General features: G+C 73.5%; 23 protein-coding genes and 1 riboswitch. Of the genes, 4 read left to right on the top strand and 19 right to left on the bottom strand.

Going from position 1 to position 22535, the window contains the following annotated elements; all coding sequences use genetic code 11:
* Position 1: 1 nt before the first annotated feature.
* Both LUTJ29_RS0114795 and LUTJ29_RS0114800 read left to right on the top strand, forming a co-directional pair.
* A complete protein-coding gene (locus LUTJ29_RS0114795) occupies positions 2-361 on the top strand; it encodes a YraN family protein (RefSeq protein ID WP_043741710.1) in 360 nt (119 codons plus the stop codon).
* Between the two features lie 9 nt (positions 362-370).
* The gene (locus LUTJ29_RS0114800) at positions 371-1549 is read left to right on the top strand and encodes an aminotransferase class I/II-fold pyridoxal phosphate-dependent enzyme (RefSeq protein WP_027073184.1); all 1179 of its coding nucleotides are present in this window, start codon (positions 371-373) and stop codon (positions 1547-1549) included.
* 92 nt (positions 1550-1641) lie between these two features.
* Here the strand turns inward: LUTJ29_RS0114800 and thiL are convergent, their stop codons facing one another.
* The 11 genes from thiL to LUTJ29_RS0114855 all read right to left on the bottom strand — a co-directional run bounded on the left by thiL (position 1642) and on the right by LUTJ29_RS0114855 (position 11011).
* Entirely contained in the window at positions 1642-2607 is a 966-nt protein-coding gene (gene thiL / locus LUTJ29_RS0114805; RefSeq protein ID WP_043741712.1) for a thiamine-phosphate kinase, read from the bottom strand.
* Positions 2608-2632: 25 nt separating this feature from the next.
* Complete coding sequence (gene nusB / locus LUTJ29_RS0114810) at positions 2633-3094, bottom strand: transcription antitermination factor NusB (protein ID WP_027073186.1); 462 nt, start codon at positions 3092-3094, stop codon at positions 2633-2635.
* Positions 3091-3558 (bottom strand): 6,7-dimethyl-8-ribityllumazine synthase, encoded by a 468-nt coding sequence (gene ribH, locus LUTJ29_RS0114815; protein ID WP_027073187.1) that lies wholly within the window; start codon positions 3556-3558, stop codon positions 3091-3093. The genes nusB and ribH overlap by 4 nt, the downstream gene beginning before the upstream one ends.
* A 73-nt stretch (positions 3559-3631) precedes the next feature.
* On the bottom strand, positions 3632-4735 hold the full coding sequence (gene ribB / locus LUTJ29_RS0114820; RefSeq protein WP_027073188.1) for a 3,4-dihydroxy-2-butanone-4-phosphate synthase: 1104 nt from the start codon (positions 4733-4735) through the stop codon (positions 3632-3634).
* A gap of 1 nt (position 4736) precedes the next feature.
* Positions 4737-5348, bottom strand: coding sequence for a riboflavin synthase (locus tag LUTJ29_RS0114825; protein ID WP_027073189.1), 612 nt, complete (start codon positions 5346-5348; stop codon positions 4737-4739).
* Positions 5349-5415: 67 nt separating this feature from the next.
* Positions 5416-5583, bottom strand: a riboswitch (FMN riboswitch).
* A gap of 41 nt (positions 5584-5624) precedes the next feature.
* Positions 5625-6641: a Gfo/Idh/MocA family oxidoreductase gene (locus tag LUTJ29_RS0114830; protein WP_027073190.1), complete on the bottom strand. Its 1017-nt coding sequence runs from the start codon at positions 6639-6641 to the stop codon at positions 5625-5627.
* Positions 6638-7390, bottom strand: coding sequence for a class I SAM-dependent methyltransferase (locus LUTJ29_RS0114835; protein WP_027073191.1), 753 nt, complete (start codon positions 7388-7390; stop codon positions 6638-6640). The genes LUTJ29_RS0114830 and LUTJ29_RS0114835 overlap by 4 nt, the downstream gene beginning before the upstream one ends.
* Before the next feature lie 8 nt (positions 7391-7398).
* Positions 7399-8472 carry a bifunctional diaminohydroxyphosphoribosylaminopyrimidine deaminase/5-amino-6-(5-phosphoribosylamino)uracil reductase RibD gene (gene ribD, locus LUTJ29_RS0114840; RefSeq protein WP_051323073.1) on the bottom strand — a complete coding sequence of 358 codons (1074 nt, stop codon included), beginning with the start codon at positions 8470-8472 and terminating at the stop codon, positions 7399-7401.
* Between the two features lie 49 nt (positions 8473-8521).
* Complete coding sequence (gene nrdR, locus LUTJ29_RS0114845) at positions 8522-9064, bottom strand: transcriptional regulator NrdR (RefSeq protein WP_027073193.1); 543 nt, start codon at positions 9062-9064, stop codon at positions 8522-8524.
* 109 nt (positions 9065-9173) lie between these two features.
* A complete protein-coding gene (gene glyA, locus LUTJ29_RS0114850; RefSeq protein ID WP_027073194.1) occupies positions 9174-10442 on the bottom strand; it encodes a serine hydroxymethyltransferase in 1269 nt (422 codons plus the stop codon).
* 149 nt (positions 10443-10591) lie between these two features.
* Entirely contained in the window at positions 10592-11011 is a 420-nt protein-coding gene (locus tag LUTJ29_RS0114855) for an RcnB family protein (RefSeq protein ID WP_027073195.1), read from the bottom strand.
* 248 nt (positions 11012-11259) lie between these two features.
* On the opposite strand from LUTJ29_RS0114855, the gene ettA reads away from it, so the two are divergent.
* Both ettA and pyrF read left to right on the top strand, forming a co-directional pair.
* The gene (ettA, locus tag LUTJ29_RS0114860) at positions 11260-12924 is read left to right on the top strand and encodes an energy-dependent translational throttle protein EttA (RefSeq protein ID WP_027073196.1); all 1665 of its coding nucleotides are present in this window, start codon (positions 11260-11262) and stop codon (positions 12922-12924) included.
* Between the two features lie 85 nt (positions 12925-13009).
* Positions 13010-13840: an orotidine-5'-phosphate decarboxylase gene (pyrF, locus tag LUTJ29_RS0114865; RefSeq protein ID WP_027073197.1), complete on the top strand. Its 831-nt coding sequence runs from the start codon at positions 13010-13012 to the stop codon at positions 13838-13840.
* Positions 13841-13949: 109 nt separating this feature from the next.
* Here the strand turns inward: pyrF and pncB are convergent, their stop codons facing one another.
* Genes pncB through LUTJ29_RS17790 form a run of 8 tightly spaced genes read right to left on the bottom strand, consistent with a single transcriptional unit; the run spans position 13950 to position 22517 of the window.
* The gene (gene pncB / locus LUTJ29_RS0114870) at positions 13950-15134 is read right to left on the bottom strand and encodes a nicotinate phosphoribosyltransferase (RefSeq protein WP_027073198.1); all 1185 of its coding nucleotides are present in this window, start codon (positions 15132-15134) and stop codon (positions 13950-13952) included.
* 34 nt (positions 15135-15168) lie between these two features.
* The gene (locus LUTJ29_RS0114875; protein ID WP_027073199.1) at positions 15169-16011 is read right to left on the bottom strand and encodes a glycosyltransferase family 2 protein; all 843 of its coding nucleotides are present in this window, start codon (positions 16009-16011) and stop codon (positions 15169-15171) included.
* The gene (locus LUTJ29_RS17770; protein ID WP_156911584.1) at positions 16008-16883 is read right to left on the bottom strand and encodes a glycosyltransferase; all 876 of its coding nucleotides are present in this window, start codon (positions 16881-16883) and stop codon (positions 16008-16010) included. Before LUTJ29_RS17770 ends, LUTJ29_RS0114875 begins: the two co-directional genes overlap by 4 nt.
* Positions 16884-16909: 26 nt before the next feature.
* Entirely contained in the window at positions 16910-19120 is a 2211-nt protein-coding gene (gene gspD / locus LUTJ29_RS0114885) for a type II secretion system secretin GspD (RefSeq protein ID WP_043741715.1), read from the bottom strand.
* A 9-nt stretch (positions 19121-19129) separates the two neighbouring features.
* On the bottom strand, positions 19130-19948 hold the full coding sequence (locus LUTJ29_RS17775) for a hypothetical protein (protein WP_051323069.1): 819 nt from the start codon (positions 19946-19948) through the stop codon (positions 19130-19132).
* Positions 19938-20549 (bottom strand): type II secretion system protein GspM, encoded by a 612-nt coding sequence (gspM, locus tag LUTJ29_RS17780; RefSeq protein WP_043741716.1) that lies wholly within the window; start codon positions 20547-20549, stop codon positions 19938-19940. Before gspM ends, LUTJ29_RS17775 begins: the two co-directional genes overlap by 11 nt.
* Positions 20530-21723: a PilN domain-containing protein gene (locus tag LUTJ29_RS17785; protein WP_084524917.1), complete on the bottom strand. Its 1194-nt coding sequence runs from the start codon at positions 21721-21723 to the stop codon at positions 20530-20532. The genes gspM and LUTJ29_RS17785 overlap by 20 nt, the downstream gene beginning before the upstream one ends.
* On the bottom strand, positions 21720-22517 hold the full coding sequence (locus LUTJ29_RS17790; protein ID WP_084524922.1) for a type II secretion system protein GspK: 798 nt from the start codon (positions 22515-22517) through the stop codon (positions 21720-21722). The genes LUTJ29_RS17785 and LUTJ29_RS17790 overlap by 4 nt, the downstream gene beginning before the upstream one ends.
* Positions 22518-22535: the final 18 nt, after the last annotated feature.

Genomic DNA, 22535 nt, shown 5'->3' on the forward strand with positions numbered 1-22535 from the left:
GATGCGCGAGCGCGGCGCCGGGGTCGAAGCCGCCGCCTGCGCGTATCTGTGCCGCGAGGGACTGCGGCCGCTGGCGGCGAACGCGACCGCGCGCTTCGGCGAGCTCGACCTGGTGATGCTCGACGGCGACACCGTGGTGTTCGTCGAGGTGCGCTACCGGCGCAGCGCGCGGTTCGGCGACGGCGCCGCCTCGATCGATGCCCGCAAGCGCCGGCGCCTGGTGCTGGCGGCACGCCAGTTCCTGGCCCGCGAGCGCCGGCTCCGCGACGCGCCGTGCCGCTTCGACGTGGTCGACGCCAGCGGCGATCCCGAGGCCCCCACCCTGCGCTGGCTGCGCGACGCCTTCCGTGCCGACGACTGACCCGACCGCATGAGCACCGGATTCGACCACATCGACGAAGCTTCCCTGCGCGCCGCGGGCGGGCTGAAGTGGAGCGCGTTCCCCGACTGCATCGGCGCCTTCGTCGCCGAGATGGACTTCGGCCTGGCGCCGCCGGTGGCGCAGGCGCTGCAGGAGGCGGTGGCGCGCGGACGCACCGGCTATCCCACGCCCGCGTTGTCGCGCGACCTGGCCCAGGCCTGCGCCGCGTGGCAGTCCGCGCGCCACGGCTGGGAAGTGGATCCGGCGCGGATCCACGCGGTCGGCGACGTGCTCGGTGCGCTGGAGATCATGCTGGCCCACTTCCTCCCCCCGGGCACCGCCGTCGTGCTGCCGACGCCTGCCTACATGCCGTTCGGTCCGCTGCTGCAGCTGCACGGCCACCGCGTGGTGGAGGTGCCGCACGTGCCGCGCGGCGGGCGCTGGTGCATGGACCTGGACGGCATCGACGCCGCGCTTGCCGGCGGCGCAGGCCTGGTGCTGCTGTGCAATCCGCAGAATCCCCTCGGGCGCGTGTTCGAGGTTGGCGAGCTGCGCGCGCTGGCCGGGATCGTGGAACGTCGCGGTGCGCGCGTGTTCTCGGACGAGATCCATGCGCCGCTCGTGTATCCCGGGGCGCACCATGTCCCCTATGCGAGCGTGTCCGAGGCCGCCGCGCGGCACGCGGTCGTGGCGGTGTCGGCCTCCAAGGGCTGGAACCTCGCGGGCCTCAAGTGCGCGCAGATGATCCTGTGCAACGACGACGACCTGGCGCGATGGCGGCGGATCGCGCTGCTGGCCGGCCACGGCGTGGCGGGACTGGGGATGATCGCGGCGACCGCCGCCTGGCGCGATGGCGGACCGTGGCTGGACGAGGTGGTCGCCTACCTCGACGGCAACCGCCGGCGCCTGGCGCACTGGATGGCGGCGCACCTGCCGGACGCAGGCTTCATCGCGCCCGAGGGCACCTATCTTGCGTGGATCGACTGCCGCGCCCTGCCGCTCCCGGAAGCCACCACGGCCGCGGGCTTCTTCCGCCGCCACGCGCGCGTGGCCCTCACCGACGGCCGCGAGTGCGGCGAGGCGGGCGCGGGCTGCGTGCGCCTGAATTTCGCCATGCCGCGACCGGTGCTGGACGAGGCGCTGTCGCGCATGGCCGATGCCATCGCGACGCTTCGCGGCGGCGCCTGATCGCGGGAAGCGCAGCCGAAAGCCTCCCTCTAGGAGCGGCTTCAGCCGCGACCTGCGCGCGTGTCGATTCCCGGTCGCGGCTGAAGCCGCTCCTACAGGGGGGACGCGGGGTCCTGGAAGTGGCGGTAGCCCGGCACCGCGGGCGTCCACGCGCTGCCGTCCGGCCGCAGCGCGCGCACGCCCCGTCCGTCCTCGATCCGGCCGATACGCGCCGCGGGCACGCCCGCGCCGGCGAGCGCCTGCGCGATCGCCTCGCGATGCTCCGGCGGCGCGGTGAAGCACAGTTCGTAGTCGTCGCCGCCGCAGGCCTGCCACGGCCAGCGCATCTCCGGCCGGAAACGCGCCAGCGCCGGCGACGCCGGCAAAGCCGCGAGTTCGACCACCGCGCCCGCGCCGGAGGCGGTGCAGACGTGGCCGAGGTCGGCGAGCAGGCCATCGGAGACGTCGATGCAGGCGGTGGCCAGCCCCGACAGCGCGCGTCCCGCGGCCACCCGCGGCTGCGGCCGGTCGAGCCGCGCGCGCAGCGCGCGCTCGACCGCGGCGCCGGCCTGCAGCGCGGCCAGCGCACCGGCCGCGTCGCCCGGCGTGCCGGTCACCCAGACGTCGTCGCCGACGCGTGCCCCGTCGCGGCGCAGCGCACGGCCCGGTTCGACGAACCCGTGCGCGGCCACGCACAGCGACAGCGGCCCGCGCGTGGTGTCGCCGCCGACCAGCGCCACGTGGTGCTCGGCGGCCAGGGCGAGGAATCCGTCGAGCAACGCGTCGACCAGGCGCGCGTCGCCCTCGGGCAGCGACAGCGAGAGCGTGCACCACGCCGGGCGCGCGCCCATCGCGGCGAGGTCGGACAGGTTCACGGCGAGCGCCTTCCAGCCGATGTCGGCCGGCGCCGTGCCATGCGGGAAGTGCACGCCGGCGTTGAGCGCGTCCATCGTCACCACCAGCTGCATGCCTTCCGGCGGCTGCAGCAGCGCGGCGTCGTCGCCGATGCCCAGGACCACGTCCCCGCGCGTCCCGGCGCGGGCCCGGATGCGGGCGATCAGGTCGAATTCTATCGCCATCGGCCGCGGCCCCGCGACGCGCCGGTCAGCCGCGCGCGGCCTGGACCTCGGTCGCGCGCCACTCCGCGGCGGCGCGGTCGAGCACGCCGTTGACGTAGGTGTGGCCGTGCTCGGAGCCGAAGCGCTTGACCGTGCGCAGCGCCTCGTCGATCACCACCCGGAACGGGACGTCGATCCGGTGCCGCAGCTCGTAGGCGGCGATGCGCAGCATCGCGCGCTCGATCGGGTCCACCTCCTCCACCGGGCGGTCGAGGAAGGGCTGCAGCGCCGCGTCGAGCTCGGCGCGGTGGGTGCCGACGCCGCGCACCAGGTCCTCGAAGTACTCGAGGTCGGCGACTTCGTGGGCCTGCTCGTGCGCGAACTGGGCGATCGCGTTCTTCGCGTCAACGCCCGAGAGCTGCATCGCGTACACCGCCTGCAGTGCGCGGCGGCGCGAACGCGTGCGCGCCACCGGATCCACGCCGTCGCGACGCCGTCCACGGTTCATGGCAGGGTCTCCATCAGGTGCGCCATCTCGATCGCCACCAGCGCGCATTCCTCGCCCTTGTTGCCGTGGCTGCCGCCGGCGCGCTTCTCGGCATCCTCGTAGGAATCCACCGCCAGCACGCCGTTGGCCACCGGCACGCCGTGGTCGAGCGCGACCCGCATCAGGCCGTCGCTGCAGCCGTCGGCCACCTGCTCGAAGTGCCGGGTGTCGCCGCGCACGACGCAGCCCAGGGCGACGATCGCGCGATGCGCGCCGCGCCCGGCCAGCCGGCGCGCGGCCAGCGGGATCTCCCAGGCGCCCGGCACGCGCACCACGTCCACCGCGTCCGCGGCCACGCCATGGTCGGCGAAGGCCTTGCGCGCGCCCGCCACCAGCGCATCGGAGATGCGCGGGTTCCAGCGGCTGGCGATGATCGCGAAGCGGGCGCCTTCGATGACGCGCAGGTCGCCTTCGTAATGGCTCATGCCGGGGCGGGTCCGGTGGGCGGGAGCGCGATTCTACCGCGCGCGGCCCCCGCGCCGGGCCGCGGACGCGGCCTCACGGCTCCTCGTAGCCGACGATCTCCAGGCCGAAGCCGGCCAGGCCCACCTGGCGGCGGGGGGTGCCGAGCACGCGCAGGCGCCCGAACCCCAGGTCGTGGAGGATCTGCGAGCCGGCGCCATTGCGGCGCCACTCGCCGGTGCGGCCGCCGCGGCCGGCGGCCGGCGGCGCGGACTGCGGCGCGCGGATGCGCTCGAGCAGGGCCTGCGGGTCGCGCGGCTCGTCCAGCAGCACCAGCGCGCCCGCGTCCTCGGCGGCCAGGCGCGCGAGCACCTCGCCGCTGGCCGGTCCGAAGTCGGCCCGCCGCCAGTGCAGCGCGTCGGCGAGCGGGTTCATCGGCTGCACCCGCACCAGCGCCGGAACCGCCGGATCGGGCGTGCCCCGCACCAGGGCGAGGTGCAGCAGGTCGGCCAGCCGGTCGCGGTAGCTGACCAGGCGGAACGGGCCATGCGCGGTCTCGATGCCGCGTTCGTCCAGGCGCTCGACCGTGTGCTCGGTCTCGAGCCGGTGGCGGATCAGGTCCTCGATCGAGCCGATCTTCAGGCCGTGCTCGCGGGCGAATACTTCCAGTTCCGGGCGCCGCGCCATGCTGCCGTCGGGATTGAGGATCTCGACCAGCACGCCGGCCGGCGCCAGGCCCGCCAGCCGCGCCAGGTCGGACGCGGCCTCGGTGTGGCCGGCGCGCGCGAGCACGCCGCCCGGTTCGGACATCAGCGGAAAGATGTGGCCGGGCTGCGAGAGGTCCTCGGGGCGCGCGTCCGGGCGCACCGCGGTACGGATGGTGTGCGCGCGGTCGTGGGCCGAGATGCCGGTGGTCACGCCCTCGGCCGCCTCGATGCTCACGGTGAAGTTGGTGCGGTGGCGCGAGGTATTGGACTGCACCATCGGCGGCAGGCCGAGCTGCGCGCAGCGTTCGCGGGTGAGCGACAGGCACACCAGCCCGCGCGCATGGGTGACCATGAAGTTGATGTCGGACGGGCGCACCAGTTCGGCGGCCATGATCAGGTCGCCCTCGTTCTCGCGGTCCTCGTCGTCGACGATCACCACCATCCGCCCCTGGCGGATCTCCTCGAGCAGTTCGGGCACGGGTGCGAAGGCCATCTCAGCGCCCTCCCGCCGGCGTGCCGGCCTCGAGCAGGCGTTCGACGTAGCGTGCCAGCAGGTCCACTTCCAGGTTCACCGGATCGCCGGGGGCGGTGCCGGAGAACGCGGTGTGGGCGACGGTGTGCGGCACGAGCGCCACTTCGAAGCCGTCGGCGTCGACCGCGTTGACGGTGAGGCTGACGCCATCGACGCAGATCGAACCCTTGCGCGCGATGTACCGCATCAGCGCCGCCGGCGCGGTGAAGCGCCAGCGCTGGGCGCGGCCGTCGTCGGCGACCGAGGCCACCCGCCCCACCCCGTCGACGTGGCCGCTGACCAGGTGCCCGCCGAGCCGGTCGCTGGGCCGCATCGCGCGCTCGAGGTTGAGCGCGCGCCCCGGCGCCAGCGCGCCGAGCGTGGTCAGGGACAGGGTTTCGTTGGAGGCGTCGGCCTCGAAATGCGCGTCGTCGAACGCGACCACGGTGAGGCACACGCCGTTGACCGAGATGCTCTCGCCCAGCGCCACGCCGTCGAACGGCAGGCTGCCGGCCGCGATCCGCAGCCGCGCGTCGCCGCCCCGCGCCTCGCGCGAGACCAGCGTGCCGACACCCTCGATGAGACCTGTGAACATGACCGTTTCCCGCAATGCGGGAAACGCCCGCGGGAGCGAGCGAACGCACGGCCCACGGGGCCGCGCGACGCGTCTTCTTTCATCCGGACTGTGACCGTCGGCTCCGGCATTGGACCGGATCTGCTGACCCCGGCCGGGAATGCCGGCCGGGCGCTCGCGGGCTCGCGCGCGCGATCCGCCGGGTCGCGCCACGCCTACCGCCGGTGGGGACTTCCACCCCGCCCCGAAGACGTTTCCATCGTTGGTGGCCGCCACGCGGGCGGCCGTGGCGCCATTCTAGCCCAGCGGCCCCGCGGCCCGCGTCGAGGCGCCGGACGCAGCGTTGCGGAAGCGGGCCAGGATCGCGTCGATCACCGCCGTGGTGCGCGCCGCCGTCTCGCCGGTGGACGGGCAGTCGCCGCGGCCCTGCAGCGCGGCGACCACGGTCTCGACCAGCGGCTGCTGGATGTGCGGCGGGTGGGGGATGCTCCAGCTCTGCCGGCGGCCGCCAGCCTCGAGCACCACCGGCGCCTCGTCGAAGGTGGCGAACGACAGCCGGCCGCGGCTGCCCTCGATCTCGACCAGGTCGCGGCGGGCATCGCTGCAGAAGCACCAGTCGCCCGTGCCCTCGACCCCGCCGGGGAAGCCGAAGCGGGCCTCGACGGTGTCCTCGGCCGGATAGGCACCCGACGCCGAGCGCGCCTCGCCGCAGGCCCCGACCACCGGGCCGAGCAGGAAATCGAGCAGGTCCAGGGTGTGGCTGCCGAGGTCGACGAACAGGCCGCCGCCGGACACTTCCGGCCGCACCCGCCACGGCAGCGCGGCCGGGTCGGCGTAGCGCGGATCGAGGGTCCGGTGCAGCTGCACCCGGACCCGCCGCGGCGCGCCGATCGCGCCCGACGCCAGCAGCTCGCGGACCTTCAGGAAACGCGGCAGCGCGCGACGGTAGTAGGCGACGAACAGCGGCCGTCCCGTTTCACGACTGGCCGCGAGCATGGCCGCGCCCTCGCCGGCGTCCAGCGCCATCGGCTTCTCGACGTACACCGGCTTGCCTGCGCGCAGCGCGCGGATCGCCAGCGGCGCGTGGCTCGATGGCGGCGTCGCGACGTACACCGCGTCCACCTCCGGGTCGGCGACCAGCGCATCGGCATCGGCGTACCAGCGCGGCACCCCATGACGGCGCGCGTAGTCCTCGGCCCTGGCGGCGTCGCGGCGCATCACCGCGACCAGCGCCGAGCCCGGCGCGCGCTGCAGCGCCGGCCCGCTCTTCACCTCGGTGACCTCGCCGCAGCCGAGGATGCCCCAGCGGATCAAGGCTTCCTCCGCGCGAACACGTACAGCGGCCAGCGCAGGCGGCGGGTCGCCTCCGGATCGCCCCAGGCGCGGGCGATGGCGTCGGCATGCGCGGCGACCGGATCGGCCCCGGTGGCCTCGCGATGCCGGCGCGTGGCCGAATAGCTCGAGAAGTACGCCAGCATCCGCGCCAGCGGCCAGTCCGCCTCGAGCGTGAACGCCGGCGTGTCGACCGGCGCGAACGGCCAGTCGAAGCCGGCGTGGGCCGCGCCGACCAGCGCCCGCTCCTGTGGCCAGTACGGGCGGATCGCGTCGCTGAAGGCGCCCACCGCCTCGCGCAGCTCCGGCGGTACCGCCAGGCCATCGTAGGTCCAGGCCACCAGCACCCCGCCCGGCCGCAGCACGCGCGCGCACTCGTCGAAATAGCGCGGCAGGTCGAACCAGTGCAGGGCCTGGCCGACGCAGGCGACGTCGGCGCTGGCAGCGCCGAGGCTGCACCGTTCGGCCGGTTCGACCGCGAAGCGCGCGTTGGCCGGCCCGCGGGCATGGGCGAGCTGTTCCGCGCTGGCGTCGGTCGCGTGCACGCGCTCGAAGCGCGCGGCGAGGCTGCGCGTGGCCTGGCCGCTGCCGCAGCCGGCTTCCCACGCCAGCCCGCGCGACGGCGCGACGGCGGCGATCCAGTCGAACAGCGCGTCCGGGTAACCCGGCCGCGCGCCGGCGTAGGCCGCGGCGACCGCGGAAAAGTGGTCCTTGAACCCCGGACCCGGCATCGCCGCCGTCAGGCCGTGGCCCCTGCCCGCGGCCGCAGCCGCAGCCGCAGGTCGTCGCCGATGCGCAGGGTCTCGACGATGTCGAGGGTCAGCCGCTGCGCCATCTCGGTGAAGCCCAGGCCACCGAACAGCGGCCGCGCGGTGTCGCCCAGCACCACCGGCGCCACGTACAGCAGCAGCTCGTCCACCAGTCCGGCCTTGAGCAGCGCCCCGGCCAGGGTCGCGCCGGCCTCGACGTGGACCTCGTTGATTCCGCGCCCGGCCAGCAGGGCCAGCACTGCCGGCAGGTCGAACACGCCGGCGCGCACCGGCACCGCGGCGCGGTCGGCGGTGAGCTCGCGCGGCGGCTTGGCGTCGGGCGCGTGCAGGTACAGGGTCGGCGCATCGCCCTCGCGCACCTTGCCGCGGGCGACGGTGGCCAGGCCCGGATCGAGCACCACGCGCAGCGGCGGCACGAACTCGCGCGGCGTGTCGAAGCGCACGGTCAGCGAGGGGTCGTCGGCCAGCACGGTGCCGGCGCCGGTGAGGATCGCGCCGGCGCGGGCGCGCCAGTGCATCACGTCCGCCCGGGCCGCCTCGCCGCTGATCCATTTCGAATCGCCGCTGGCCATCGCGGTGCGGCCGTCGAGGCTGCAGGCCAGCTTCACCCGCACCCACGGCCGGCCGCGCTCCATGCGCGAGACGAAGCCGACGTTGAGCGCGCGCGCCTGCGCCTCCATCAGCCCGACCTCGACCGCGATCCCGGCCGCGCGCAGGCGGTCGAAACCGCTGCCGTCGACCTGCGGGAACGGATCGCGCATCGCCGCGACCACGCGCGCCACGCCCGCCGCCACCAGCGCGTCGGCGCAGGGCCCGGTGCGGCCGGTGTGGGCGCAGGGTTCGAGGGTGACGTAGGCGGTGGCGTGGCGGGCGCGCTCGCCGGCCGCCTGCAGCGCCAGCACCTCGGCGTGCGGTTCGCCCTGGCGGCGATGCCAGCCCTCGCCCACCACCTCGTGGCCGTGCGCCAGCACGCAGCCGACCATCGGGTTGGGCCGGGTGGTGTAGGCGCCCAGCCCGGCCAGGCGCAGGGCCCGGGCCATCATCGCGTGGTCGGTGGCGGAGAAGGCGCTCACGCCCGCAAGGCCCCGCGCATCAGCGCTTCTTGCCCTTGCCGGAGGCCTTGTCGAACGGCACCACGTCGCCGCCCAGCAGCGGCAGCTGGCCTTCGGCCGGAACCGCCGGCAGCTCGCGTTCGAGCCGGTCGAGCTCCTCGCGGAAATCGGTGATGTCCTCGAACGAGCGGTACACCGAAGCGAAGCGCACGAAGCCGACGTGATCGAGCTTGCGCAGCTCGGCGATCACGAACTCGCCGACCCGGCGCGAGGGCACCTCGCGCTCGGTGGTCATGCGCAGCTGGTGCACCACCGCGCGCACCGCGGCCTCGATCTGCTCTTCGGAGACCGGGCGCTTGTGCAGCGCGCGGTCCATGCTGATGCGCAGCTTGCGGGCGTCGAACGGCTCGCGCCGCCCGTCGCCCTTGATGATCACCGGCAGCTTGAGCTCGATCGTCTCCAGCGTGCTGAAACGCTCGCCGCAGGCCTCGCATTCGCGCCGGCGCCGGATCGTCGCGCCGTCCTCGGACGCGCGCGAGTCGATGACCTTGGTGTCCTGGTGCTGGCAGAAGGGACAGTGCATCGGGCGGCGTTCCTCGGCGGGTGGAGGCTAGCGGCGTCCGGCCGGCGGCGGCAACGGTGCGCCGGTCCGGCGGGGGCACCGCCGGCCGGCCGTCGCATGACGCCGCGCCTCACCCATAGACGGGGAACGTCCGGCACTGCGCCGTGACCGCCTCGCGCACCCGGGCGAGGACGGCCTCGTCCTCCGGCGCGTCGAGCACGTCGCAGATCCAGTGTGCGAGCTGCCCGCAGTCCGCCTCGCGGTAGCCGCGGGTGGTGACGGCGGGCGTGCCGATGCGCAGGCCGGAGGTGACGAACGGCTTCTGCGGGTCGTTGGGCACGGCGTTCTTGTTGACCGTGATGTGGGCCTTGCCCAGCGCTTCCTCGGCCGCCTTGCCGGTGATCGGCTTGCCGATCAGGTCCACCAGCATCAGGTGGTTGTCGGTGCCGCCGGACACGATCCGGTAGCCGCGCTCGATGATGACCTTCGCCATCGCCTGCGCATTCTTCACCACCTGCTCCTGGTAGGCCTTGAACTCCGGCTCCAGCGCCTCCTTGAAGGCCACGGCCTTGGCCGCGATCACGTGCATCAGCGGGCCGCCCTGGATGCCCGGGAAGACCACGCTCTGCAGCTTCTTGGCGATGTCGTCGAAGCGGTCGCCCGCGCCCTGCTTCGCGGCCAGGATGATGCCGCCGCGCGGGCCGCGCAGGGTCTTGTGGGTGGTCGAGGTGACCACGTGCGCGTGCGGCAGCGGGTTCGGGTACGCGTCCGCGGCGACCAGGCCGGCGACGTGGGCCATGTCCACGAACAGGATCGCGCCGACCTTGTCGGCGATGGCGCGGAAGCGCGCCCAGTCGATCCGGCGCGAATAGGCGCTGAAACCGGCGACCACCATCTTCGGCCTGTGCTCGAGCGCCAGCTTCTCGACCTCGTCGTAGTCGATCAGCCCGTCGTCGTCGACGCCGTACTGGACCGCGTTGAACAGCTTGCCCGAGGCGTTGACCCTGGCGCCGTGGGTCAGGTGGCCGCCGTGGGCCAGCGACATGCCGAGGATCGTGTCGCCCGGCTGCAGCAGGGCGAAGTACACCGCCTGGTTGGCCTGCGAGCCCGAGTGCGGCTGGACGTTGGCGTAGTCGGCGCCGAACAGCTGCCTGACCCGGTCGATCGCCAGCTGCTCGGCCACGTCCACGTACTCGCAGCCGCCGTAGTAGCGCTTGCCGGGGTAGCCCTCGGCGTACTTGTTGGTCAGCTGGCTGCCCTGGGCTTCCATCACCCGGGGGCTGGCGTAGTTCTCGCTGGCGATCAGCTCGACGTGGTCCTCCTGGCGGCGGGCCTCGTCGGCGATGGCCTTGGCCAGTTCGGGATCGAAGGTTTCGATGCGGGCATCGCGCGGGAACATCGGCTCTCCGGGGCAGGGGCAGGCACGCAATTGTACCGTCCCGCCCTGCCCGCGGCCCGCGACCGGGCCCGGAACGACGGAAGGCGCGCCTGCGGGCGCGCCTTCCGGGGGTCGGATGCAGGGGAAACTTTCCCCGCCGGGTGCAGGCCTCAGCGCAGGATCATGTCCACGATCAGGCCGGTGGCGACGGCGACCAGCAGGTAGCGGCCATAGTCGTCGCGCACCCAGTGGTGGCCGTGCGGCGGATGGCGCAGCCCGTAGCCGTGGTAGTCGTGGACCACGTACACCGGGTGGTGGTAGTGGTGGACGTAGCCGCCGCGGGCCCAGCGGGGCGGGCCGGCGTGGCGCGGCGGCGCATGGTGGTGGTGGTGGACGACGCGCACCGGGGCACGGTGGTGGCGGTCGTAGCGATGGTCGCGGCGGTCGTGGCGGACCTCGCGGCGGTAGTCGTGGCGGTACTCGCGGCGGTCGTGGTGGCCGTGGCCGCGACGGGCGTCGGCGAATGCCGGCGAGGCGAGCGTGGCCAGCGCCACGGCAAGGACGGTCGCCCAGGTGACTTTCAGGTTCATGGTTCGCTCTCCAGGTCCGCGCCATCCCACCCCGGACGGCGTGATGGAGACTATCGGCCGGCGCGGCTGAATCGATACTCCCTGCAATCGGTTGCACGGTTCCGTGCCCCGGCCCGCGTTTAGCCGCGGCTCAGCCTCGGGCCGGCCGGCACGACCGGCTATAATCGACCCATCCCGAGCCATCCCTGCCGGTCCGCGCGGCCCGCCGCGCGGGGTTGCGGCCGCGCGCTATTCCCCGGAGTCCGTCCATGTCGTCGCAGTACATCTACACCATGAACCGTGTGTCCAAGGTGGTCCCGCCCAAGCGGCAGATCATCAAGGACATCTCGCTGAGCTTCTTTCCCGGGGCCAAGATCGGCCTGCTGGGCCTCAACGGCGCCGGCAAGTCCACGGTGCTGCGGATCATGGCCGGCGTGGATACCGACTTCGAGGGCGAGGCCCGCCCCCAGCCGGGCATCAAGGTCGGCTACCTGCCCCAGGAACCGCAGCTGGATCCCGCGCAGACCGTGCGCGAGGCGGTCGAGGAAGGCGTCGGCGAGATCCTGCAGGCGCAGAAGCGCCTGGACGAGGTCTACGCCGCCTACGCCGAGGAAGGCGCCGACTTCGACGCCCTGGCCAAGGAACAGGAGCGGCTGGAGGCGATCCTCGCCGCCGGCGACGCCCACACCCTGGAGAACCAGCTGGAGGTCGCGGCCGACGCGCTGCGCCTGCCGCCGTGGGACGCGAAGATCGGCAACCTCTCCGGCGGCGAGAAGCGCCGGGTGGCGCTGTGCCGCCTGCTGCTGCAGAAGCCGGACATGCTGCTGCTCGACGAGCCGACCAACCACCTCGATGCCGAGTCGGTGGAGTGGCTGGAGCAGTTCCTGCAGCGCTACCCGGGCACCGTGGTCGCGGTGACCCACGACCGCTACTTCCTCGACAACGCCGCCGAGTGGATCCTCGAGCTCGACCGCGGTCGCGGCATCCCGTGGAAGGGCAACTACACCGAGTGGCTGCAGCAGAAGGAAGAGCGGCTCAAGCAGGAGGAGAACCAGGAGAAGGCGCGCCAGAAGGCGATCGCCAAGGAGCTGGAGTGGGCCCGGCAGAACGCCAAGGGCGGCCGCTCCAAGGGCAAGGCGCGCCTGGCCCGCCTGGAAGAACTGCAGTCGGTCGAGTACCAGAAGCGCAACGAGACCAACGAGATCTTCATCCCGCCGGGCGAGCGCCTGGGCAACAACGTCATCGAGTTCCGCAACGTCAGCAAGAAGTTCGGCGACCGGCTGCTGATCGACGACCTGAGCTTCATCGTGCCGCCGGGCGCGATCGTCGGCATCATCGGCCCCAACGGCGCCGGCAAGTCGACCCTGTTCAAGATGATCACCGGCCAGGAGAAGCCCGACTCGGGCGAGATCATCATCGGGCCGACCGTGAAGCTGGCCTACGTAGACCAGAGCCGCGACGCGCTGGACGGCGACAAGACCGTGTTCGAGGAGGTCTCGGGCGGCCTGGACATCCTCAACATCAACGGCATCGAGATCCAGTCGCGCGCCTACATCGGCCGCTTCAACTTCAAGGGCCAGGACCAGCAGAAGCGCGTGGGCTCGCTGTCGGGCGGCGAACGCGGCCGCCTGCACATGGCCAAGACCCTGCTCCAGGGCGGCAACGTGCTGCTGCTCGACGAACCGTCCAACGACCTGGACATCGAGACCCTGCGCGCGCTGGAAGACGCGCTGCTGGAGTTCCCGGGCAACGCCTTCGTGATCTCCCACGACCGCTGGTTCCTGGACCGCATCGCCACCCACATCCTGGCCTTCGAGGGCGACTCGCACGTGGAGTTCTTCCAGGGCAACTACCGCGAGTACGAGGAAGACAAGAAGCGCCGCCTCGGGGACGACGCGGGCCCGAAGCGCCTGCGCTTCAAGGCGCTGAAGTAACGGCCACGGCCGCCCGCGCCGCGGACCGGCGCGGGCGCGCGGCCCGGTCCGGGCGTGGCCTCCAACTCGATACCGGGGAGAGCGCATGACCTTCATCGACAAGCTCCGCGCCCGCTGGCGCGACGCCGACAGCCTGCTGTGCGTGGGCCTGGACCCCGATCCGGCGCGGTTCCCCGACCGCTTCGTCGGCAACGGCTACGCGGACACGGCCGAGGCGCTGTTCGCGTTCTGCCGCGACATCGCCGACGCCACCGCCCGCTACGCCTGCGCGTTCAAGCCGCAGATCGCCTACTTCGCCGCCCACAACGGCGGCGAGGCCGCGCTGCAGCGGCTCATCGCCCACCTCAACGCCGCGCATCCGGACATCCCGGTGATCCTCGACGCCAAGCGCGGCGACATCGGCAGCACCGCCGCGCAGTACGCCATCGAGGCCTTCGACCGCTTCGGCGCCGACGCGGTCACGCTCAATCCGTACATGGGCCGCGATTCCGCCGCGCCCTTCCTGCAGCGCAACGACCGCGGCTGCATCTTCCTGTGCCACACCTCCAACCCCGGCGCGCGCGACTTCCAGGAGCTCGACGTCGGCGGCCTGCCGCTGTACCAGCACGTGGCGCGCGCGATCGCGACCGGATGGAACGTGGACGGCAACTGCGCCCTGGTGGTCGGCGCCACCTTCCCCGAAGAACTCAAGGTGATCCGAGGGATCGTCGGCGACATGCCGCTGCTGATCCCGGGCGTGGGCGCCCAGGGCGGCGACGTCGAGGCGGTGGTGCGCAATGGCGCGACCGTGGATGGCACCGGGCTGGTGATCAACTCCTCGCGCGGCATCCTCTACGCCTCCACCGGCGAGGATTACGCGGAGGCGGCGGCCGGGGCCGCGCGCCTGCTGCGCGACGAGATCAACCGCTACCGCTGAGCGGCGTCGGTGCGTGCGGGAGCGGCTTCGGCCGCGGTAGCGGGCCCCCGGAGCGGCGCCATTCCCAATAGGCGGTCGCGGCTGAAGCCGCTCCTACAGGGGATGCGGGTCACTCGGGTGGCGGGACGCCGAACACCTGGCGCAGGTAGGCCAGGTAACCGGGGTCGTCGCACATGGTCTTGCCGGGGCTGTCGCTGAGCTTGGCCACCGGCTGGCCGTTGCAGCGGACCATCTTCATCACGATGCTCAGCGGCTTCGGGCCCAGGTCGTTGGTGAGGTTGGTGCCGACCCCGAACGACATCAGGCAGCGTCCCTTGAAGTGCGCGTACAGGCGCATGACCTCCTCGATGTCCAGGCCATCGCTGAACACGAACACCTTGGTCCGCGGGTCGACCTTGTTCGCGGCCAGGTGCGCGATCAGCCGCTCGCCCCACTCCACCGGGTCGCCGGAGTCGTGGCGCATGCCGTCGAACAGCTTGCAGAAGTACATGTCGAAGTCGCGCACGAACGCGTCCAGGCCGATCACGTCGGTGAGCGCGATGCCGAGGTCGCCGCGGTACTCGCGGGCCCAGCCCTCGAACGCGGCCACCTGGGAATCGCGCAGCCGCGGCCCCAGCGCCTGGTAGGCCTGCAGCCATTCGTGCGCCATCGTGCCCTGCGCGACCAGGCCGTGGCGGCGCGCCAGGTCGACGTTGCTGGTGCCGGCGAACTTCTCGCCCAGGCCCTGGGCCAGGCGCGGGATCAGCCGGTCGTGCCAGGCGCGCGAGTAGCGCCGGCGGGTGCCGAAGTCGGTGATCCGGCAGTCCTCGTAGCCGACCGCGTCGTTGATCCGCGCCACCTTGGCCTCGAGCCGGCGCAGGCCCTCGGCCTCGTCCGGCGCGCCGTGGGTGTCGCGGAAGTACACCTCGTTGACGATCGCCAGCAGCGGCACCTCGAACAGGATGGTGTGCAGCCACGGCCCCTTGACCTCGAGTTCGATCGCGCCGGGCTCGGCCTTCGAGCGGCGCAGCGAGACGTACTTGCGCTGCAGCCGGAACAGGGCGAGGAAGTCGACGAAGTCGGACTTGATGAAGCGCAGGCCGCGCAGGTAGTCCAGTTCCCCGTCGGCCAGGCGCAGCGTGCACAGGTGGTCGATCTCGTCGGAGATCGCGTCGATGTGGCGGGCCAGGTCGATCCCGGGCGTCCGGCAGCGGAACCGGTACTCGGCGTGCGCGCCCGGGTGCTGGTGCAGCACCGCCTGCATCATCGTGAACTTGTACAGGTCGGTATCGAGCAGGGATTCGATCACGGGCATCGTCTTGCTCCTTGGTCGGCCGCGGCGGGGGCGGTCACGCCAGCCACTGCCGCAGGGCGGCGAACGGGAAGCGCAGCCAGATCGCGCACCAGACCGCGACGCGCGCCGGCCACGGCGTGCGCGCGGCGTCGAAGCGGCGGAAGTAGCGCCACAGGCCGCGGTGCTTGTGCCATTCGACGAACAGCGGACGCGCGCGGCTGGACACGCCGCGCAGGTGCAGCACCCGGACGTCGTTGGCCACCGCCACCACCGCGCCGGCGGCGCGTGCGCGGCGGCACAGGTCGAGGTCCTCGGCATGCAGGCGGTAGCCTTCGTCGAAACCGCCGATGCGCTCGAACAGGCGCCGCGGCAGCAGCATCAGCGCCCCGGATACCGCATCGACCGGCTGCAGCGCGCGCGACGGATCCGGCGGCACCGCTACGTCGCGCGCGGACCGGTCGCGCAGCATCGCGGCCAGGTCGGGGTCGCGCCGGCGCGCGGCATCGTCGCGGCGGCCGTGCTCGTCGACCAGGTCCGCGCCGAGCAGGCAGTCGCGGTCGAGCGCGCGCGCGTGGGCCAGCAGGCGCGCCAGTGCGTCGGGCGCCGGCAGGCAGTCCGGGTTGACGAAGGCCAGCCATTCGGCGTCGCTGTCGCGCGCGCCCTGGTTGCAGGCCACGGAGAATCCGGGGTTGTCGGGATTGCCGATGAATCGCAGGCGTGGGTCGCGCGCGGCCTGGCGCTGCACCGCCTCGAGGGTGCCGTCGGTCGAACCGTTGTCGACCACCCGCACCTGGACGACGCCGTCGCAAGCCAGCAGCCGCTCCAGGCAGTCGTCGATCGTGGCGAGGCTCTCGTGGCTGACCACGATCGCCGCGATCCCCGGCGCGTGCGCGCTCACGTTCCGTCCTCCCCCGCGCCGGGCCCGCCGGGCGGATCGGGCGGGAACAGCTCGTGCTGGCGCTGCGGGCCCGCGGCCTCCGCCTCCAGGCGCGACAGCCGTTCGCGCAGCGCGCGCAGCGGATCTTCCATCAGGAACGTGGCCAGGCGCGCGTGCCACGCGGGCCAGCGCGCGGCCAGCGCGTCCATGTCGCCGTCGGCCGGCCCGCCCTCGCCGCCGCGGGCGACGAAGGCGGTCTCGCACAACACGTTGCGCCAGCCCAGGCCCGACAGGCGCAGCGACAGGTCGATCAGCGCCGCGTACCAGGAACGGTAACTCGCCGTGTCCAGTCCGCCGGCCTTGCGGCGCGCGCTGCCGCGCAGCATCACCGCGTGCGCGACCGCGGCCGGCAGCTCCGGATGCACCGGCGGCATCGCGGCGCAGGCCCGGGCCAGCCGCGGCAGGTCGGCGGGCATCGGCTCGATCTCGCCGATCCGCGGCCACGCCGCCGCTTCGCCGGCATTGCACCAGGGCGTGGCGCTGGCGATCGAGGCGTCGCGCGCGAAACAGGCCGCGAGCTGCGCCGCCCAGCCCGGCGCGGGCACGGCGTCGGGCGCGAGCACCACCACGTCGGCATCGCCACAGGCCGCCAGCATCTCGTCCAGATGCGCGACTTCGCCCGCCGGGCGGTCGCGCCGCGTGTAGTGCGCCTGCAGCCGGGTGGCGCCGAGCCAGCGCTCGATGATCGCGAGGCCGCGCGGGCCGGCCTGGCCATCGTCGGCCAGCCAGACCCGGGTGCCGGCCGGCGTCGCGGCGTCGAGGGCGGCCAGGCAGGCGTCGAGCGCATCGTCGTCGACGCCCACCGGCAGCAGCACGACCGGAAGCTCAGCCATGCGTGGATCCGCGTGCCTGCACCGGGTCAGTCCCGAGGCTGGTGCAGCGGCTCCATCGCGCGGAAGCGGCGGCTGTACTCGTCGGTCAGGCTCCGCGCCTCGTTGTTGTTGCGCACGATGCGCGCGGTGATCAGGACGATGGTCTCGCTGCGCGAGCTCTGGTTGCGCTGGCTGCCGAACAGGGCGCCCAGCACCGGGATCCGGCTCAGCCCGGGGATGCCGCCGCTGCCGCGCTCGACGCCGTCGCTGATCAGGCCGGCGAGCATCACCGTGTCGCCGTCCTGCGCCGCCGCCTCGGTCCTGAGCCGGCGGGTGGAGATGATGAAGTTGCCGTTGTTGTCCGGCTGGCCGGTCGGGGCGCTGATTTCCTGCACGATGTCGAGGAAGATCGTGCCGTCCTGGGTGACGCGCGGCCGCACCTTGAGGATCGTGCCCGTCTCCAGGTACTGGACCGAGGTCAGGCTGCTGTCGCTGCCGAGGATCGGGTTCACCGACACGGTGGACACCGGGATCCGGTCGCCGACATTGAACTCGGCCTCGGCGTTGTTGCGCACGAAGACCGACGGGGTGGACAGCAGGCGCACGTCCGAGACCCGGTCCAGGGCGCTGATGATCGCGGCGGCGTCGTTCTTGAACAGGGTCCAGGAGGCGCCGTTGCTGCCGGTAACGCTGCCGCCGAACGTGCTCCAGCTGCGCGGCAGCGAGGGATTGACCGCGAGGTCCAGGCTCGGCAGGCCGGGCACGCCGGAGGCGCCGTTCTCGATGAACCACTGCACGCCGTAGGCCAGCTCGCCGGTGAGCTGCACCTGCGCCACCTGGGCCTCGATGTGGACCTGCAGCGGCATCACGTCCAGGCGCTCGATCACCTCGCGGATCGACTTCCACGCCGTGGGCGTGGTGCGCACCAGCAGGGCATTGGTCTCGTCCAGCGCCGACACGCCGACCTGGTTGCCCTCGACCTCGAGCGTGACCGCGCTGGGGCCACCGCCGTCCTGGCCCAGCGACATCGAGCCGCTGCCGAAGCCGCCGTTGCCGCTGCCGCTGCCGCTGCCCGGCGCGCCGCCCTGGTCGAACCCGCCGCCCCCTCGCCCGCCGCCGTCGAACTGGCCGCCCAGTCCGCCGAGGGTCGACGGGGTCGTCCCCGGCATCAGCGACGGGCCGCCGTCGCCGCCGCCCGAACGCGCGCCGCGGCCGCCGAACACCTCGGCCAGCCGCTCGGCCAGGTCGCGGGCGCGGATGTACTTGAGTTCGTACGAATACAGCCGCATGCCCGCGCCGGCGCTGTCGATGCGGTCGAGCCAGTCCTGGATCTCGTCGAGGTACTCCGGCTGCGGCGTGATCACCAGCACCGCATTGGCGCCTTCCAGCGGCATGAAGCGGAACATGCCCGCGACAGGCGACTTGCTCTGCTCGCCGAACACCTTCTCCAGGTCCGCCACCACGCGCGTGGCCTTGCCGGCCTGGAGCGGGAATACGCCCACCGACATGCCCGAGAGCCAGTCGACGTCGAAGATCTCGATGGTGCGCAGGTAATTCTCCAGCTCCACCCGCGAACCGGAGACGGTGATCGTGTTGCGTCCGTTGTCGACCGCGACGATGGCGTCTGGCCGGGCGTAGGGCTTGAGCACCTTCTCCATTTCGCTGGCGGAGATGTAGCGCAGCGGCACCACCCGCACCTCGAAGCCGCGCGCCGCGGCGGCGCTGCCCGAGCGCGGCGCCACGGCGCCGGTGGCCAGCGCGGAGTCGGCGGGCACGATCTGGTACATGCCGCCGCTGTAGACCATGCGCGCGTTGTTGTCGGCCAGCGCGCGCTCGAGCAGCACGTAGGCCTGCGCCGGGCTGACCGTGCGCGGCGTGGCCAGCGTGACCGTGCCCTGCACGCCCGGGGCGATGGTGTAGTTCTGGCCGAGCATGTCGCCGAGGATCGCCTTGACCACCGCATGCAGCGGCTCGCCCTCGAAGTTGAACGAGGCTTCGCCGGTGCTGCCGCCGAGGTTGGGCGGCGTCGAGGCCGCGGCGCGCTGGTTGATCACCTGCCCGGTGCCCCGCCGGATCTGCGCCCGCGGTCCGGCGTCCTCGGCGGGCAACGCCTCGGTCTCGATCCCGGCGGCGCCGTCCGGCGCGGCCGGGCGCTGCGGCGCGCGCGACAGCGTCGGCGGGGGCATCGAGGCGCAGGCGGCGAGCAGCGCGGCCAGGAAGGCCGCGATCGCGTGACGGCAGGAGCTTCGCAGGGTCATCGGCACAGTCTAGTTGGTGTTCGGGTCGGCGCGCGGGGGGCGCCGCGTGGCCATCTCGTCCGCCCGCAGGCGGGCGCGGCGTTCCTCGATCCGGCGCCGGATCATCTCCACCTGCTCCTGCTCCGCCTGCCGCTGGGCAGCGGCATCGGGCGCGTCGGCCACCAGCGGCTCGGCGGCCGCCCCGGTCGGCTCGGCCCGGGCCGCGGGCGCCGGGCGGCCGTCCGGCGGCGCCGCGGTCGCCGGCGGCGACGGCGACGGCGACGGCGAGGGTCCCGCCGCCGAGGCCGTCGCGTCGCGCGGGGCGAACGGGGTCGGCGCCTCTCCGCCCATGCCGTCGAACACGCGCAGTTCGAGGGTGCGCTCGCCCTCGGGTCCGGCGAACACCGCGCGGCGCGCTTCCACCGACTGCAGCACCCAGCCCGGCGCGCCCTCGGGGGCGCTGCCCTGGCGCACGCGCACCGGTTCGCCGCCTTCGGCCGGCTGCAGGATCACCAGCTGCACCTGCGGGGTGCGCAGCACGCTGGTGAGCACGTAGTCGAAACCGCCGCCTGCGCCCGGCTCCGCCGTCGGGTCGATCACGAACGGCTGCGGCCGCCGGTTGTCGGTAAACAGCGGGCGCGCGGCGACGTCGCCGTATTGCGGCAGCGGACCCAGCCGCTCGGGCGCGGGCGCGCCCAGCGCCGGCAGCGGCTGCACCAGCGACGGGTCTTCCTCGAGGCGGTCGATGCTGCCGCCCATGCCGAACATCGCCAGGATCCACACGCACACCGCCCAGCCGGCGATCGCGGCGGACAGCCAGGTGCGCGCGCCGGCGTCCTCAGCGCGCACCGGCCACCCCCGTGGCGGAAGGCTGCAGGTAGCCGGTCAGGTCGAAGCTCGCGTCCACGCCGCCGCCGCTGCCGCCGCCGCCACTGAACTGGTAGCGCTGGGCGAGGATGTTGAGGTTGTCGACGAACAGGCGCGGAGAGCCGCTTTCCAGCGAGTGCAGTACCGCGGCCAGCTCGGCGTTGCCGCAGGTCAGGCGCACCTGCACGGTGGCGCGCGGGAAGCGCTCCTGGCGCACTTCGTTGATCGGCTGGCGGTTGCTGATCGCGCAGCTGCGGTTGCCGGGACTGGCCTGGGCCACCGCCTGTTCGAGCCGCTGCACCAGGGCCGAGGTGGCCAGCTGCAGGTTGGCCTCGGCCATGAAGCCGGGGGTGCCGGCCATGGCCTCGCGCGCGGCCTCGAGCCGGCTCGCGACCTCCGGCGCCTGGGCCAGCTCCATGCGCGCGCGCAGGTCGCGCTCGCGCAGGGTCTCGATGCGCGCGCCGGTCTCGAGCATCGGCACCGTCCACCACGGATGGACCAGCACCAGGTAGGCGAGCACGAGCATGCCGGCGAGGATCGCCAGCGCCAGCCAGCGGTCGCGCCTAGTCGGCTGCGGCTGCATCGCCGGCCTCCCCGGCCGTCGCGGCCGCCGGCACGCCGGCCTGGCCCCTGGCGACGGTGGCGGTCAGGGTGAAACGGTCCATGCGGCTGCGCGGATCGGGCTGCAGCGCGCCGGCCAGCGCCGGTGCGGTCCACAGGGTCGATCCCTGCAGCCGGCCCACCAGCGAGGAGGCCTCGCTGCTCAGGCCGATCAGCAGGATGCGGTCGCCTTCGATCGACAGCTTCTCCAGGTAGGTGCCGTCGGGCAGGCGCCGCGCCAGCTCGTCCATCAGCTCGACCATGGTCGGCGTGCCGGCGCGCGCGGACTGCAGGAACGCGCCGCCTTCGACGAGGTCGAGCAGGCGGCGCTTCTCCAGCGACGCGGCCCGCGCCTGGCGCACGGACTCCTCCACCTGCTGCTCGAACAACTCGGCCGCCGCCTGGCGGTTGGCCAGCATCTGCCACATGCCCGCGAACAGCGCCAGCGCCGCGACCAGCAGCATCACCGCGTTGCGCCTCCGCCACGGATCCTCGCGCCGGAGGCGACGGGCGTCGCCCAGCAGGTTCAGGCCGAGCGGCGCACCGTCGGCATCCGCCGCGTCGACGCCCGCGAGCGTCGGCGCCAGCGGGCCCAATGCCGCGAGCGCGGCGTCGAGCGTGGCGCGCGGCACCACCACCAGTTCGACGTCGAGCTGGCCGTCGCCGCGGGTGCCGAGCACGCGCGCGTCGTACTGGGCCTCGTCGGCGGCGAAGGGCGTCTGGCGGTCGATCTCGAAGCCGAGCACTTCGCGCAGGCGCTCGCCGGCCGCCGCCGGCAGGGTCAGCCGCCGCCGCAATACCGACCGCGCCGGCAGCACCAGCCAGCGCGGCACGTCCACGGCGCGCGGCGACAGCAACAGGGCGAAGGGATCGGCGCCCTGGTCGGGCAGCCCGTCCAGCGGCACGCTGTCCAGCGCCCGCATGCCGTCGCCGCGCCACAGCGCCAGCTCGAGCCCGTCGCCGCGCACGCGCAGCAGCAGCCGCTGCGGTGACAGCCCGAACAGGTCGCGCATGCGCGACGGCAGCCAGCCCGCCAGCGCCGCGCCCCACCAGGCCAGGAAGCGGCGCAGGCGCGGTCGCAGGGTGCCGTCGATGCGGTGCAGCCCGGCGCGCAGTCCGCCGGGGGCCGCCTCGGATTGTTCGACCACGGCGCTCATCGCGGCAACGCGCCTTCCTCCCATTTCAAGACGGTGAACGCCGACCCCGGCACTCCACTGGGACCGAGACGGACCACGGCGCGCAGGGCGGCCTGGCGGCCGTCCCTGAGCCGCGCCCGGCTCTCGATACTATACGTGCCGCTGCCGGTGCCCACGAACGCGGGGTCGCCGGGCGCCGGCGGGCGTTCACGCCCGGCCAGCACCGGTTCCGGATCCACGCCCATGGCCTGGAGCACCGGCCCGGCGGCGAAGCGCGTATCGGGGATCGGCAGCCCGCTGTACACGGTCAGGTGCGGGGCCAGGGCCGCGAACAGGCCCGGGGTCATGCCCAGCACCTGTTCGACCTCGGCGACGGTCTCGAACGGCGCGTCCTTCGCCCCCCACGCCAGCCCCGCCGCCGCGTACTGCGGGTCCTCGGCGCCGCCCTGCGGCTGGGTGAGATCGTCGCCGTCGCGCCAGTCCACGATCGCCGCGGCCAGCGCGTCGGCGCGCCCGCGTTCCACGCCCAGCACCTGCATCAACGCCGACAGCGAGGCCGGCTCGGCGGCGTTGAGGTCGAGCTTGCCGGACTCGTCGACGATGCGGACCTCCACGTCCGCGCCACCGAACCGCCACGCGTAGCGGCGGCCGTCCGGCAACCACTGCCGGCGCGGTTCGGGGTGCGAGACCCGCGTGACCGCGTAGTCGAGTCCGGCCCGCGCCGCCTGCCCGGCCACGAGCGACGCATCCAGCGTGCGCCCCTGCAGGTATTCGGTCTGCGCGGTCATTGCGAACGCGCCGATCAGTGCCGCCATCAGCGCCACCAGCCACAG

The organism is Luteimonas sp. J29 (assembly GCF_000472505.1).
GTDB lineage: Bacteria > Pseudomonadota > Gammaproteobacteria > Xanthomonadales > Xanthomonadaceae > Luteimonas.